General features: G+C 69.0%; 23 protein-coding genes. 18 read left to right on the plus strand and 5 right to left on the minus strand.

The annotated features are described in order from the left end of the window. Window positions 1-54: 54 nt before the first annotated feature. Genes OG352_RS06270 through OG352_RS06285 form a run of 4 tightly spaced genes read right to left on the minus strand, consistent with a single transcriptional unit; the run spans window position 55 to window position 1,020 of the window. A complete protein-coding gene (locus OG352_RS06270; RefSeq protein WP_329215199.1) occupies window positions 55-282 on the minus strand; it encodes a hypothetical protein in 228 nt (75 codons plus the stop codon). After that, window positions 279-623 (minus strand): hypothetical protein, encoded by a 345-nt coding sequence (locus tag OG352_RS06275; RefSeq protein WP_329215201.1) that lies wholly within the window; start codon window positions 621-623, stop codon window positions 279-281. Before OG352_RS06275 ends, OG352_RS06270 begins: the two co-directional genes overlap by 4 nt. Then, complete coding sequence (locus tag OG352_RS06280; protein WP_329215203.1) at window positions 620-817, minus strand: hypothetical protein; 198 nt, start codon at window positions 815-817, stop codon at window positions 620-622. Before OG352_RS06280 ends, OG352_RS06275 begins: the two co-directional genes overlap by 4 nt. Next, window positions 814-1,020: a hypothetical protein gene (locus tag OG352_RS06285; RefSeq protein WP_329215205.1), complete on the minus strand. Its 207-nt coding sequence runs from the start codon at window positions 1,018-1,020 to the stop codon at window positions 814-816. Before OG352_RS06285 ends, OG352_RS06280 begins: the two co-directional genes overlap by 4 nt. Before the next feature lie 125 nt (window positions 1,021-1,145). Between OG352_RS06285 and OG352_RS06290 the strand changes: the two genes are divergently transcribed. The 7 genes from OG352_RS06290 to OG352_RS06320 all read left to right on the plus strand — a co-directional run bounded on the left by OG352_RS06290 (window position 1,146) and on the right by OG352_RS06320 (window position 4,279). Then, window positions 1,146-2,108 (plus strand): hypothetical protein, encoded by a 963-nt coding sequence (locus OG352_RS06290; protein WP_329215207.1) that lies wholly within the window; start codon window positions 1,146-1,148, stop codon window positions 2,106-2,108. Between the two features lie 2 nt (window positions 2,109-2,110). Continuing rightward, window positions 2,111-2,320 carry a hypothetical protein gene (locus OG352_RS06295; RefSeq protein WP_329215209.1) on the plus strand — a complete coding sequence of 70 codons (210 nt, stop codon included), beginning with the start codon at window positions 2,111-2,113 and terminating at the stop codon, window positions 2,318-2,320. A 147-nt stretch (window positions 2,321-2,467) separates the two neighbouring features. Beyond that, window positions 2,468-2,809, plus strand: coding sequence for a hypothetical protein (locus tag OG352_RS06300; RefSeq protein WP_329215211.1), 342 nt, complete (start codon window positions 2,468-2,470; stop codon window positions 2,807-2,809). A 54-nt stretch (window positions 2,810-2,863) separates the two neighbouring features. Then, window positions 2,864-3,028 carry a hypothetical protein gene (locus OG352_RS06305; RefSeq protein WP_329215213.1) on the plus strand — a complete coding sequence of 55 codons (165 nt, stop codon included), beginning with the start codon at window positions 2,864-2,866 and terminating at the stop codon, window positions 3,026-3,028. A 30-nt stretch (window positions 3,029-3,058) separates the two neighbouring features. After that, window positions 3,059-3,193: a hypothetical protein gene (locus tag OG352_RS06310; RefSeq protein WP_329215215.1), complete on the plus strand. Its 135-nt coding sequence runs from the start codon at window positions 3,059-3,061 to the stop codon at window positions 3,191-3,193. Between the two features lie 116 nt (window positions 3,194-3,309). Further along, window positions 3,310-4,032, plus strand: coding sequence for a PP2C family protein-serine/threonine phosphatase (locus OG352_RS06315; protein WP_329215217.1), 723 nt, complete (start codon window positions 3,310-3,312; stop codon window positions 4,030-4,032). Between the two features lie 40 nt (window positions 4,033-4,072). Next, window positions 4,073-4,279 carry a hypothetical protein gene (locus OG352_RS06320; protein ID WP_329215219.1) on the plus strand — a complete coding sequence of 69 codons (207 nt, stop codon included), beginning with the start codon at window positions 4,073-4,075 and terminating at the stop codon, window positions 4,277-4,279. A gap of 19 nt (window positions 4,280-4,298) precedes the next feature. Here OG352_RS06320 and OG352_RS06325 read toward each other — a convergent pair. Further along, window positions 4,299-5,284 (minus strand): IS5 family transposase gene (locus tag OG352_RS06325; RefSeq protein WP_443072168.1). Its coding sequence is split into 2 segments (ribosomal slippage): window positions 4,299-4,874 and window positions 4,877-5,284, totalling 984 coding nucleotides; the frame shifts between segments, so codons are not numbered across the junction. 118 nt (window positions 5,285-5,402) lie between these two features. Between OG352_RS06325 and OG352_RS06330 the strand changes: the two genes are divergently transcribed. The 11 genes from OG352_RS06330 to OG352_RS06380 all read left to right on the plus strand — a co-directional run bounded on the left by OG352_RS06330 (window position 5,403) and on the right by OG352_RS06380 (window position 12,264). Then, complete coding sequence (locus OG352_RS06330; protein ID WP_329215221.1) at window positions 5,403-5,669, plus strand: hypothetical protein; 267 nt, start codon at window positions 5,403-5,405, stop codon at window positions 5,667-5,669. Then, window positions 5,585-6,079 carry a beta barrel domain-containing protein gene (locus OG352_RS39930; RefSeq protein WP_443072169.1) on the plus strand — a complete coding sequence of 165 codons (495 nt, stop codon included), beginning with the start codon at window positions 5,585-5,587 and terminating at the stop codon, window positions 6,077-6,079. The genes OG352_RS06330 and OG352_RS39930 overlap by 85 nt, the downstream gene beginning before the upstream one ends. A gap of 16 nt (window positions 6,080-6,095) precedes the next feature. Beyond that, on the plus strand, window positions 6,096-6,386 hold the full coding sequence (locus OG352_RS06340; protein ID WP_329215224.1) for a hypothetical protein: 291 nt from the start codon (window positions 6,096-6,098) through the stop codon (window positions 6,384-6,386). Window positions 6,387-6,496: 110 nt separating this feature from the next. Next, on the plus strand, window positions 6,497-6,781 hold the full coding sequence (locus OG352_RS06345) for a hypothetical protein (RefSeq protein ID WP_329215226.1): 285 nt from the start codon (window positions 6,497-6,499) through the stop codon (window positions 6,779-6,781). Between the two features lie 216 nt (window positions 6,782-6,997). Further along, window positions 6,998-7,666, plus strand: coding sequence for a hypothetical protein (locus OG352_RS06350; protein WP_329215228.1), 669 nt, complete (start codon window positions 6,998-7,000; stop codon window positions 7,664-7,666). A gap of 31 nt (window positions 7,667-7,697) precedes the next feature. Next, window positions 7,698-8,201 carry a hypothetical protein gene (locus OG352_RS06355; RefSeq protein WP_329215229.1) on the plus strand — a complete coding sequence of 168 codons (504 nt, stop codon included), beginning with the start codon at window positions 7,698-7,700 and terminating at the stop codon, window positions 8,199-8,201. 137 nt (window positions 8,202-8,338) lie between these two features. Continuing rightward, window positions 8,339-8,620 carry a hypothetical protein gene (locus tag OG352_RS06360; protein WP_329215231.1) on the plus strand — a complete coding sequence of 94 codons (282 nt, stop codon included), beginning with the start codon at window positions 8,339-8,341 and terminating at the stop codon, window positions 8,618-8,620. 117 nt (window positions 8,621-8,737) lie between these two features. After that, window positions 8,738-8,941, plus strand: coding sequence for a hypothetical protein (locus tag OG352_RS06365; RefSeq protein ID WP_329215233.1), 204 nt, complete (start codon window positions 8,738-8,740; stop codon window positions 8,939-8,941). Window positions 8,942-9,166: 225 nt separating this feature from the next. After that, a complete protein-coding gene (locus OG352_RS06370) occupies window positions 9,167-9,562 on the plus strand; it encodes a phage tail fiber protein (protein WP_329215235.1) in 396 nt (131 codons plus the stop codon). Window positions 9,563-9,595: 33 nt separating this feature from the next. Beyond that, window positions 9,596-11,983: a hypothetical protein gene (locus OG352_RS06375; protein ID WP_329215237.1), complete on the plus strand. Its 2,388-nt coding sequence runs from the start codon at window positions 9,596-9,598 to the stop codon at window positions 11,981-11,983. Continuing rightward, complete coding sequence (locus tag OG352_RS06380) at window positions 11,974-12,264, plus strand: hypothetical protein (RefSeq protein WP_329215239.1); 291 nt, start codon at window positions 11,974-11,976, stop codon at window positions 12,262-12,264. The genes OG352_RS06375 and OG352_RS06380 overlap by 10 nt, the downstream gene beginning before the upstream one ends. Window positions 12,265-12,267 lie beyond the last annotated feature (3 nt).

A 12,267-nucleotide genomic window follows, 5' to 3' on the forward strand; every position in this document is an offset into this window, starting at 1 on the left:
ACGCCAGACGTGAAGCGGCCCCGCACCGGAGAGGAGTTCCGGGCGGGGCCTTCGTCATGCGGTGGGCTTGTCGTCTTGCCCGATTCCGAGTTCGCGTTCGAGGCGTGCGATCTTCGCGCGGTCGGGGCGGAGCTGGGGGCGTCGCCAGTCGTTGGCGATGCGGTTCCAGATGGGGAGCGGCCAGGACAGCCAGAGCGGCGCGCCGGGTTCGCCGCCCCATGTGCCGCAGGCTGCCGCGTATGCGGTGAGCAGGCTCAGGGCGATCGGCAGCAGTTCGCTCACGTCTGCTCCTCGCCCGGGCGCACCGGGCCCGCGCCGTTGTGGATCGCCTTCCACGCGTCGGTCAGCTCGGTCGGCAGGTTGTAGGCGGCGAGCACCTGCTCCTGCATCCGAGCCCGCACGTCGACGTACCCCTCAGGCTCGCCCCAGACGACGCGGTTGATCACCCGATGCCGGACGTTGTGCGGCACGCCCTCGTCGTCCAGGGCGCGTTCGACCATGTCCAGCGTCCGCCGGAGCGCCTCGACCTGCATGTGCTGGGCTGCGTCGTGGAGCAACGCCTGCCGCATCCCCGGCTGCTGGCCGAGGTAGCGGCCGAGGGTGCCATCCGTGAACTCGCTCATCCGGTCGTCTCCTTAGTGATCACGTGAGCCAAGGAGAGCAGCAGCCTGCTACGCCCCTGCATCTCGCTGCCAGGGACACGTTCAATCAGGTCAGCTTCGAAGTCCAGCAGGTCGGCGACGGGTTGGGCGGTGGGGACGCCCCAGTACTTACGCACTTCGGCAGACGCGGTGCGGAGTTCGTCGACGGAGCTCATGCGGTGTTCTCCTCGCTGCCCGCCGGGCGGTCCGGGACTGAAGCCCGCCCGCGGCGTTTCCTGTTGATGCGGTCGTGCATCAACTCGATCAGCACATCAGACCGTGTGCGCCCCTCCTCAATCGTTGCGTCGAACTCCACCAGTAGCTGCTTCGGCGGTCGGAACGAGATCGGCGGTGTCTGGCCGGTGGCGGGCCGCGCCATGGGGGTCCTCCTAAGAGCGATGTATTACAGGAACCACTATCCATCTGCGGAAGTCTCTTGACAACCCTGCCGGTCGTAGTGCATTCTCGTATTACAGAAACAAGCGGCGAGCAGGGGAGAGCGTCATGGGAGCCACGCGGAAGACTCAGCGCGAGTGCTGCAACTACTGCATGTGGTTCGGCCCCGTGAACCAGGACGGCACCATGCGCAAGCACCGCCCGGCGCGAGAGGGAACGGTCTCCGGCGAACGGAAGATCCAGGACTTCACCAAGCCGCACTGCACCGGCAGCCACAAGCCCTACGCCCGCTTCGGATGCGACACCGAGGAGACCACCACCGTGAACGACCAGCAGCCCGCCATCGCCCGCACTGCCGCCCACCTCCCCGAGGGAACCCGCGTCACGTCCCCCGAGGGCCGCACGGGGACCGTCAACGGATACGACGTCGGGCACGTCACGAACACCGAGCACGTCAACTACGGCCGCAAGTACATCGGCGTGACGTGGGACCCGACCGAGTCGATCCCCTGGGGAGAGCGCAGCCGCCCCTTCGTTGACGAGCTGACCATCATCGCCGCGCAGTCGCTCGCGGAATCCGAGCCCGCTCCGCGCTTCATCGTCCGACAGAACGGCAACGCCGGTCAGGGCGGCTATTTCATCGTCCACGACCGCACCACCCACCTGTGGGTGTCCACCAAGTCCAGCCGTTCCGGCGCACAGCACATCGCGGACTGCCTCAACGACGGCACGATGGTCCTCAACTCCCTCGGCACGGCGGTCGCGGCCCAGGAGCCCTTCATCGAGACCGACGCTGACGCCGGCGAGTACGGAGTCTTCGAGGACGGCGAGTGCATCGAGACCGGCTTCCACGGCGGGTACGGACGCGTCGCCGCCGGGGCAGCGGCCAAGGTCCGTGCGGACGATCCCACGAACGACGGTCTCTCCTATGAGGTCAAGGAGCTGTGCCCCGAACATGAGGAGCAGGCCAAAGACACCTGCGAGGAGTGCGCGGCCGAGGGTTGCGGGGCGGTCGACGCCGACGACTTGGACGCGTGCGGCAACTGCGCCGACTGCAACGGGAGGGGCTGACCATGGGCCGCAACCTCGTCTACTGGGACCCGACTCAAGGCCTCACCCGGTACGGCCGCATCAAGCACATCGTGGCCGGCGGGCTGTGGGAGGAGAGGCGGGAGAACCCGTCGCTCTGCGGGAAGCCGCTCCCGCGCCGGGTGAACAGCTGGGAGGCACTCAACGAGTGGCGAACATGCCAGGCCTGCGAGGCAGTGCGAGACCAGAAGTGACGAACGCCCCGACTGGGCCACTCAGTCGGGGCGTTCCTCGCGGGACGTATTACAGAAACCTGGATTCATCTGCGCTCGAACATTGACACCGCAACCCCTGTAGGGCATTCTCGTAATACAGAAACCGCGCAAGACCAGGGGGATTCGATGAACGCCAAGGCCCGCACCCGCCGCGCCACCCTCAAGGCCCGCACCCGCACCCAACGCGCCGCCGCGAAGATCCGCCGCACCGGAACCGGCACCCTCGCCACCCACTGCGTCGCCGCTGGCCTCCCCATCCGCGAAGCCCGCTCCGTCGCCGGATCCCTCCGCAAGAACGCCGCCAAGGCCGACGTCACCGGACAAGCCGGAATCAGCTACGCCAAGAACGTCAAGGCCCACACCTGCACCCGCTACACGCCCGCCGAGGTCGCCCGCATCGCGGTCATCTACCGCCCCCGCAAGCCCGCCTACAAGACCTGCGCCGCCCGCCTCGCCCTCGCCGCCTGAACCACCTTCACGGCGCAGCAGACGACCCACACCAGCACGAACAGGGAGACCCAGTTGAGCACCATCGAACTCGCCGCCACCAGCATCATCGGCACCGCCCTCGTCCTCGCCCCCATCGACCCCCAGCCCATCCGCGACCTCAACACCCCCCTCCCCGAAGTTGCCCCGGAGCCCGAGCCGACCCCCGTCGCCAACTACGACAACCACGGCAGTTTCTAGGGCTACGACACCGTCACGGCCACCGAGGCGATGATCAGCCGGGAGCGCGGCAACGGCCTCGCCATCGACGAGTGGCACGTCACCGACCGGAACGGCCGGACGCTGCGCATCGTCCGGATCGTCGACCCGAGCTTCCTCGACACGATCAGCGTCATCCCCGCCTGACCCACCCGCCCGGCCCTTCGGGGCCGGGCCCCGTCGCCGTCCTCTGCCCCGTCGCCTGCCCCGCCCTCACCCGCGTCCAACACCCCGCCGACACGCTCACCGCCCGAAGGAAGACCATGCGCACCTACGCCACCGCCCAACACATCGGCGACCGCAGTCACCAGTGCGACGCCACCGCCACCGCCTCCGGCCCCGACGGAACCCGCGCGTTCGTGCTCCTCGACGGCATCGGCAGCACCGACGAGATCCGCGACTGGACCCGCACCGCCGCCCGGAAACTGGCCCGCTCCGCCGCCTACCACGCCGACGCCGAGACCGGCCTGCGCGCCCAATACGAACGCTACGCCAGCGACCCCGACCGGCAGGGCCCGTGGGCGCGCCAGCCGGACGCCTGCGCAGTCGTCGCCGTTGTCTCGCCGCGCTGGCTCACCGTCGCCTGGTGCGGCGACGCCCGCGCCTACCTCATGGTCCGCGGTACGGTCCAGCGCCTCACCGCCGATCACAACCTGCGGCGCGTCTATCCGGACAACGGTGTGCACGGCGGCGGGAACCGAAACGTCGTCACCTCCTGCTTGGGCAACGCCGAAACCGATCAGGAGGTGAAAGACCGGTACGGGCATCCCGCGATCGAGTCCGTCACCCGCCAGCTGGAGAACTCCCGTCTCCTCCTCGCCTCCGACGGCGCGTACGAGCCACTCGAAGACTCGCTGCGCAACCTCGCCGACTACCTGACCGGCGACCCGCGTGAAGCCGCCCGCGACTTCGTCACCTCGGCCACCGAACACGCCGGCCCGCGGGCCGACAACGCCACCGTCCTCATCGCCGACATCCGTCCTTGAACGAACCCGCCCCACCCCGCCATCCGTAAGGAGCCCGTCAATGCGCAGCAACCATCAGACCACCAGCCAGACCACCTGCGACTACGAGGACAGCGACTACAAGCGCTGCCACGCATACGCGATCACCGCCTTCTACCAGCCGACCACCCCCAAGGAGCAGGCCGCCAAGCAAGCCCGCGACCTTGCCGACGACGGGTGGAGCGACGTCGAGGGCCGCGACTACTGCCCCGACCACAGCCCCTGCTAGGTTCTGTCTGGAGTTCGGATCACGAGTGTGGTGCGATGCTGCGGAGCCAGAGCATCGCACCACACAGGCGCAGTCCGGCCTCGTAGCTCTCCGGGGTCTTGTCGTACCGGGTAGCGATGCCGCGCCAGTTCCGCAGCCGGTTGATGCACCGTTCCACGGTGTTGCGCTCTTTGTAGAGTGTCGCGTCGTGCGAGACCGGCCGGCCGCCGGCGCTGCCACGCTTCTTGCGGTTCGCGGCCTGGTCGACCTTCTCCGGGATCACGGCTCGGATCCCGCGTCGTCGCAGGTAGCGGCGGTTGTGTCGGGACGAGTACGCCTTGTCCGCGGCCACCGCATCCGGCCGGGTCCGCGGGCGCCCGATCGGGCCGCGCACCTTTACCCGTTCCAGGACCGGGGCGAACTGCGGACTGTCGCCGGCCTGCCCGGGCGTGAGGACGAACGCAAGCGGGCGACAGCGTCGGTCAGCCGCCACATGGATCTTGCTCGTCAGTCCGCCCCGGGAACGCCCCAGCTCGGCGGCTTTCAAGCGGGCCCGGTGTCGTCGGCGGACCCGTCGCCGCTCGACGCGCGCCTCATCCTCGGCCTGTCCGTCTTGCGTTCTTTGCTCCTTGTCCTCGCCCCCTTTTCGGCCTCGACGGCCAGTTCCAAGGCCGCCAGCTGCTCGGAGTCCAGGGCCATCCCGGCGGCGTGATGGTGGGCCCGGGCGGTCGCCGAGTCCACGCTGACCAGGCCCAAGTCGGCCTGGCCGCGGGCGGCGGCCTCGGCGATCACTGTTTGCATCAGGTCCTGGAAAACGCCCCGCGTCGCCCAGATCCGGAAGCGGTCGTAGGCGCTCTGCCAGGGCCCGAACTCGGCCGGCAGGTCACGCCAGGGGCTACCGGTCCGGAACCGCCACATCACCGCGTTGAAATGTTTCCGCAGGTCAGGGATGGGCCCAACCGCGGCAATCGGGAGATGGGGCTCGATCAGGGCCCACTGCTCATCGGTGAGATCGCCTCGCGCCATGACTGACGGCCTATCAAGACCGAGCCCTCGCGCGCAGGCGATCTGCCGAACTCGTGATCCGAACTCCAGACAGGACCTAGGCCCCCGCCTGACCGCCCGACACGACAGGATGCAGCACATGACCGAGCTCAACCCCGACGCCCTCGCCGAGTGGGGCGACGAAGACGGCGCGCCCGCCGAAGACGTACGCCCAGGTGTGCAACGCGACGTCACCCCCAAGATGATCGCAACCTACGTGATCAACGAGGGTGAGCTTCCCCACGAGAGCGCCGCGCCATTCGGCGAGTACCTCCACCAGTCGTGGAACGACTACGTCGAGAACGAGACGCTCACCCAGCGGGACCTGGTCGCCGGGGCGCTGGAGTACTGGCGCGGCAACGACTGAACCCGCCCCGACATCACCCCACACCCAGCCGCGAAAGGAACCCACCGCATGACCGTCACTGGACTGGCCGACGTCAAGGTCGGCGACACCCTGATCCTCGCCACCAACAACCGCTACCGGGTGATGAGACTGTCACCGTCTCCCGCATCGGCAGCAAATACCTGTACGTCACCCGCCCCGGCGGAAGCGAACTCCGGGACCGCTTCCACCGGGAGAGCGGCGTCGAGGACAGCCAGCACGGTACCCCCCAGCGCCTGTACACGCCCGCCCAGTACGACGAGTCGAAGCAGCACGCCAGCCTGCTCGAACGCTTGCGGGAGGCCGGTATCGAGTTCCGGCACGGGGTGAGCCGCAGCCTCACCACAGACCAACTCCGGGCACTCCTCGCCATCATGCAGCCCGACGCCTGACCGGAGGATGAACCACATGACCGACCTGCCCGCCGAACTCATGGACCGACTGCACGCCGAAGCCCTCGCCGAAGACGCGGCCCGTCAGCCCTACTGCACCGGTGACCGCTGTACCGAGTGCACGCCCGACGACGAGTGCTGCGAAGCCACCTGCGGATGCTGCCCCCGCGTCAACGCACAAGACTGGTGCTGGCTCCACTCCGGCTCCGAGGACGACAGCAAGTACTGCTCGCAACACGGCGAAGGCTGGCTCAACGACCGCACACCCGAAGCCGAACGGATGTACCGGCTACTCCGCGACGCCTGACCCCTGCCGCACGCCGAAGGGCCCGCCCGGACCGTTACAGGCCGGAAACGGGCCCTCGACCGCCCGACCAGGAGTCACACCCAGCCGCAAACGACCAGGAGGCCATCGAGATGACCCGCCGCCCGATGCCCGCCTGCGCCGCCCAGACCGTCATCGACGCCGCCGGACTCGCCAAAGCCCCCGACTGGCCGGAGACCCGGCACTGGCACGTCGTGTCCGGCGGGCATGCCCTCGTCGTCATCGAACCCTCCTACGGCGGAAACAGCCGAACCGGCCGCAACGGATGGAACTGGTGGCTCGCCGACGGAGCCCGCACCCGGCACCAGCCCGAACCCAGCCGGGACAAAGCCGCCATCGCCGGACTCGCCGCATGGAAGCGGCAGGCCACCAACTGACCGGCCCCGCCGTGCGCCTGCTTCACCGCCTGAAGCAGGCGCACACGCATGTCATGAGCCAATAGCCCGACAATGTCATCGCATGGTGCACCATTGGCCCAATACCGCACCCGCTTCCCGCACCACACGAGGAGCCCCGCCGTGCACGACAACCCCACTGGCCTTGACTATGAATGGCCGATCTGCGTCACCCCCCGCTGCAAACGGCGGCTATGGGTGGCCGAAGCCGGCCGGTGGGCATGCCGGCCCTGCGAGGACGTCACGAGTCAGCGCCTCGCCGAACTCCCCGGCCTGTTCCGGCAGCTCGACACCACCGCCACCCTCATGCGCGGCACGCAACGCACCGGCGGGTTCACCTCCGGGTCGAAGACCCCGCCCATCCCGCCCCGGCTGGAAGTCCTCGACCTCGTCGCACCCGGCGGTGCCGCAGCCCGCCTGCAAGCCATTGAGGACTCCTGGCGGCAGACCCTCGGACGCGGGCTCGAACCCGTCACCGACGGACAGCGGATCTACCCCGCATGGCGTGCAGTGCCAGCCAACGTCGTTCCCGGGATCGCACAGTTCCTTCGCATCAACTTGCAGTGGGCGTGCGAACGCTACGAGTCGGTCGGCCAGGACATCGACGAACTCCGCAAACTCCACGCCGAGATGACCGCCCTCGCGGCGGGGGACCGACGGCCCGGCCGCGTCAACATCGGCATCTGCCCCACCCTCACCGAAGACGGATGGTGCGGGCAGCAGTTGACCGCCGCCACCAACAGCCACCGCGTCCACTGCGGTGCGTGCGGGGCACGCTGGGACGGACTCGGCGAATGGCGCGAACTGCGGGCCGCCCAAGAAGCCGTAGATGCCGAGCAGGCGCAGCAGATGGGGGCAGTAGCGTGACGTGGCGAGACGCCCTCCTGTACGGGCCCGGTTGGGCAGCCTGCGCGACACTGATCCGCACAGCCGCTTCAGCGACCTACGCCCGGACGAGATCCTCGCCTTCGAGCCTGGCGGCCCTAAAGAAGAAGAGCAGCGGCACCGCCGGTTCTCCTGGTGCCGAGTCGGCAAGAGGAGCGAGTACTTCCGCCAGACGCCAGGACTTCTCGCCCACATAACCAGCCTCGTCACCGAACACGGCGCGCCAGACCCCACCTGGCCGACCGTCGAGTCAATTGGGAAAGGGCACCTCCGGACGCGGACGAAGCTTGTGCTACCGACGCCGGTGACGGGCGAGACGGTAACTGCTGCAGACGGTGCCAAGATCCTGGGCATGAACAAGAACACGGTGGCTAGCCGGGTGCATCGCAAGATGATCACCCCCGTTGGCAAGGACGAGAAAGGGCACCCCGTGTACTACGTCGAGCACATGCGCTTCCTCATTGAGCGCGGGCGCGAATGGATGAATCGGAAACAGCCTGCGGCCAAGAGCGCGTAGCGATCCACCAGTAGGGACTTGACAGATCCCGGATGTGTAAGCCACATTCTTGATCGTGGCCCACGAGTCACATCACGCTTCTGAAGCCCCCGCCGCGCTCACGCCGACGGGGGCTTTTGCATGCCCAAGGGGGTGCCGTGGTCGCCTACCCCAACCCTGACGGTATCGAGATCCACTTCATGCAACTCCAAGAGGGCGGACAGCTCGGAGACCTCTGGGAAGCCGCCAGAGTCGCCGAAGTGAAGCCCGGCACCATCCGGGTCTGGGTCTCCCGCCAGAAGATCGAACCGGTCTTCACCGGCGATGCCGGGCCCGTCTTCCATCTCCCCACCGTCAAGGCGGCAGCCGATGGCGGAAGCCGGTTCGCGCCTAAGAACCCCGCCGCCAACAGCCGCGGTCCCCACGCCCACGCCGCCTGATCTCCTGCGCCGGCGAGGCGCAGGCAGGGCCTAGAAGCGCCCCGCGCTCGGCCCAACCGTCCGCCCGGTCCTCGTGGTGCGGGACCGGGCGGACACAACACTCGGGAGGTGGCGCACGTGGCGGCAGTCGGAAACAGCACACTTCGCTGCCCTATCTGCGGCATCGAGATCGACGTGCCCGTCTCGGCGCAGCCCTTCAGCGGACAACGCGCCCCGACGATGTACCTGTCGTTCGATCTGGCCCAAGTCCGCGACCACATCGCCGAACACGACATGGGATCGCCCGTCGGTGTCGACATGCCGCTCACCGAGACCGCATAGACCGGGGCTGACCGCTCACCCCGAGCCCCGACGTCCCGCCACCCGCAACGCCCCCCAGCGCAGGCGGCGGGACAGCCAACACCCCGCGCCAACAGCGGCGCCCATCCGCGAGGGAGGCCGCTGTGGCCGACACGCACACCATCACCATCACGGTGACAGCCTCCGGCGAAGTCACCCACCCCCAGCCGGAGACCATCGAGTCTCCCCACGACGAGGAGACCACCGATGGCTGAGGGCCTATCCACCACCCTGGTATCCAACTGGCTCAACACCCTCCGGGCAGCCGGAGCCGCCTACGGGCCGATCACCACCTACGCCCAACTCCACACCGCCAACCCCGGCGCGGCCGGCACCACCGCCGTCTCCGTCGGCTCCACGACCCGGTCCGTGTTCACGTTCGCGGCGTCGTCGTCCGGGTCGGCGCTCGCCCTGACCGGCACCAACCCGTCGTGGACGAACGGCGGCACCTCGGAGACGATCACCCACCTGTCGATCTGGTCCGCTTCCACTTCGGGGACGTTCCTGTTCTCCGTGGCCCTGTCCGCGTCGAAAGCGTGGTCGTCCGCGGACACCTTCACCACAACTGCTCTCGGGCTGTCGCTCGGCGCCCAGGCTTCGTGATCGAACCCGCCGTCTGATCGTCGGGAGGCCGTCGTGGCACGGATGTGGACGACGGGCTTCGAACTCCAGTCGACGTCGCTGGAATTCGGCGTCAACTCCGGGGCCGTCGTCACCGGATCGCCGTCGATCTCCACCAGCATCCACCGCGCCGGCGCCGCTTCCCTGCGCTCCAACCCGACAGCGGCGACCGCGTTCATCGAGCACCAGCTCACCAGCGGTGTGGTCATGCGGACCATGCACCGCCTGTACCTGTACGTCGCCACCCTCCCCGACACGGCGACCAACATTTACGGCATCGGGCAGTCCGGGTATTTCCCCGCCCTGCTCCGCCTCCAGACCGACGGCACCTTGGTCTTGAGGGATGGGTTCACCGAGACCACGCTGACGGGCACGTCGGCGGCTCTCAGCACGGGCCAGTGGTACCGGATCGAGCTGGACTACACCGACGTCGACAACGGCGGCGTCATCGCCTCCGGCATCTCCGCGTTCAAGGGCTACCTCAACGGCACCCTGTTCGCCGACACCCTGTGCTCCAACATCACAGGCTTCTCCCGCATCCGCATGGGCGTGCAGTTCGCGGCGACCACCGACATCTACATCGACGACGTCGCCGTCAACGACACCACCGGCTCAGCGCAGACCGGCCTCCCCGGTGCAGGCTCGGTCGTACATCTGCGACCCAACGGGCAAGGCGACAACAACGGCTTCGCGACGGCCGTCGGCGGCACCGCAGGCGCGGCCAACAACTACACCCGCCTCGTCGAGACCACCCCCAACGACGCCACCAGCTACAACGCCACCACCGCGACCGGCACCACCACCATCGACGACTTCGACATCGACTCCTCGGCGTCCGCGGGCATCGGGTCCTCGGACACGATCACCCTCGTACAAGTCGCTGGCCGCGTCGGATCGAACGCAGCGACTGCGGCATCCCTCGTGTACCGGATCAAGGGGCAGGCGTCGGGGACCGTCTCCGAGTCCGCGTCCGTGTCCGTCGCGGTCAACGGCTGGGCCACCCACAAGGTCGGCAGCCCCTTCCCGTACCAGCTGACCGCCTACACCAACCCGCAGACGTCCACCGCGTGGACGCCGACCACGCTGGACACGGCGCAGATCGGCTACCGCAGCAACGTCTCCCAGACCACGACCCGCCGCGTGTCCACCCTGTGGGCGCTCATCGAGTACGTGCCCGTCAACGCCGTCACCGGCGACGGCAGCCTCAGCGCCACCGCAACAGCCTCCGCCACAGGCACCATCAACGCCTCCAGCACGGCCACGCTCGGCACGACCGCCGGAACCAGCGCAGCAGGCGGCCGTCAGGCGATCGCCGTCGGCGCCCTCGCAGGCGTTGCCGGGCTGAGCAGCACCGCGGTACGCGCCACCAGCAGCACGGCGGCACTCGCTGCCGTCGCGACTGGGACGGCAACCGCGGCCGTCGACACGGCCGGAACTGCGGCACTCCCTGCGGCCGCCACCCCGACCAGTACAGGCAGCGTCGGACGCAGCATCTCAGGCGACCTCAACGCCACAGCGACCGGCAGCAGCGCGGCGCTGCGAGACGCTGCCGCAGGCGGCACCCTCGACGCGACTGTGACCGGCGCAGCAGACGCGGCGATCGGTGCCGAAGGGGCCGCCGAGCTCACGGCAGAAGCAGTCGCCACCAGCACGGGAAGCACCGGACGGGGCAGCGGCGGACAGCTCGACGCCACTGCGACGGCTACCAGCGACGCCCTTCACGCCACCGCCGGCAGCGCCAGCCTGGCCAGCACCGCCACGGTCGAGTCCTCCGGCGCCCTCACGGCCCAAGGCATCGTCGCGCTCGCCGCAACCGCAGGCACATTCGCGGACGGCGAGGTCACAGCCAACGGCGAGATCACGGCAAGCCTCACCGCCACCGCCGTCATCAGCGCCAGCAGCCAGCTCGACATCGTCGCCGACGGCGAACTCGCGGCCGCCGCCACGCCGTCAGCCGCTGGAACCCGCGACGCCCACGGCACGGCAACACTGGCAGCAACCGGCACGCACACCGCCACCGGCAGGACCGACACGACCGGCGGCGGCAGTCTCGCCGCGACCGCCGAGGGATCGGCGGACGGCGCCGTCACAACCGGCGGCACCGGGACGGCCTCCCTCACAGCTACAGCCGCCCCGACAGCGTCAGGAGCCGTCGACGCCCGCGCCGGCGGATCTCTCGCCGTCACCGCGACGGCGTTCACGGTAGTCAGCCTCGACCGGCTCCTCGCGGCGACCCTCGCGGCTCACGCGGGCATCACCGCGGCTGCAGGCGGCGCACAGGACGTCAACGTGACGCTCACCGTCGGCCCGCCAACCACCGCATGGACAGCGGCCGTCCAAGAGCGGCGCCGGTCCGCGACCGTGCTTCCGCCGCGATGGGAGGCCAGCGAGCCGTGCAGCTAGCCCAGACCAGCCGCGAATACGTGCGCGTCTCCCTCACCGCCACCGGCGACAACGGTAACCCCGTCACCGCAACCGGGCCGCGGCTCGCGTTCCTTGCAGGCAACGACAACCCCGGCGAAGACGACTGGCACGACGCTGAAACCGACGACGACGGCCATGCCCGCGTCCTCGTCGGACCCGACGCCATCGAACTCGACACCGGCAACTACTGGGTGTGGATCACCTGCACCGCAGGTGCCGAGCAGCCCGTCGAACGCGCCGGACGACTCCGCATCTACTAGCCC

The sequence above is a fragment of the Streptomyces sp. NBC_01485 genome (genome assembly GCF_036227125.1).
Classification (GTDB): Bacteria; Actinomycetota; Actinomycetes; order Streptomycetales; family Streptomycetaceae; genus Streptomyces.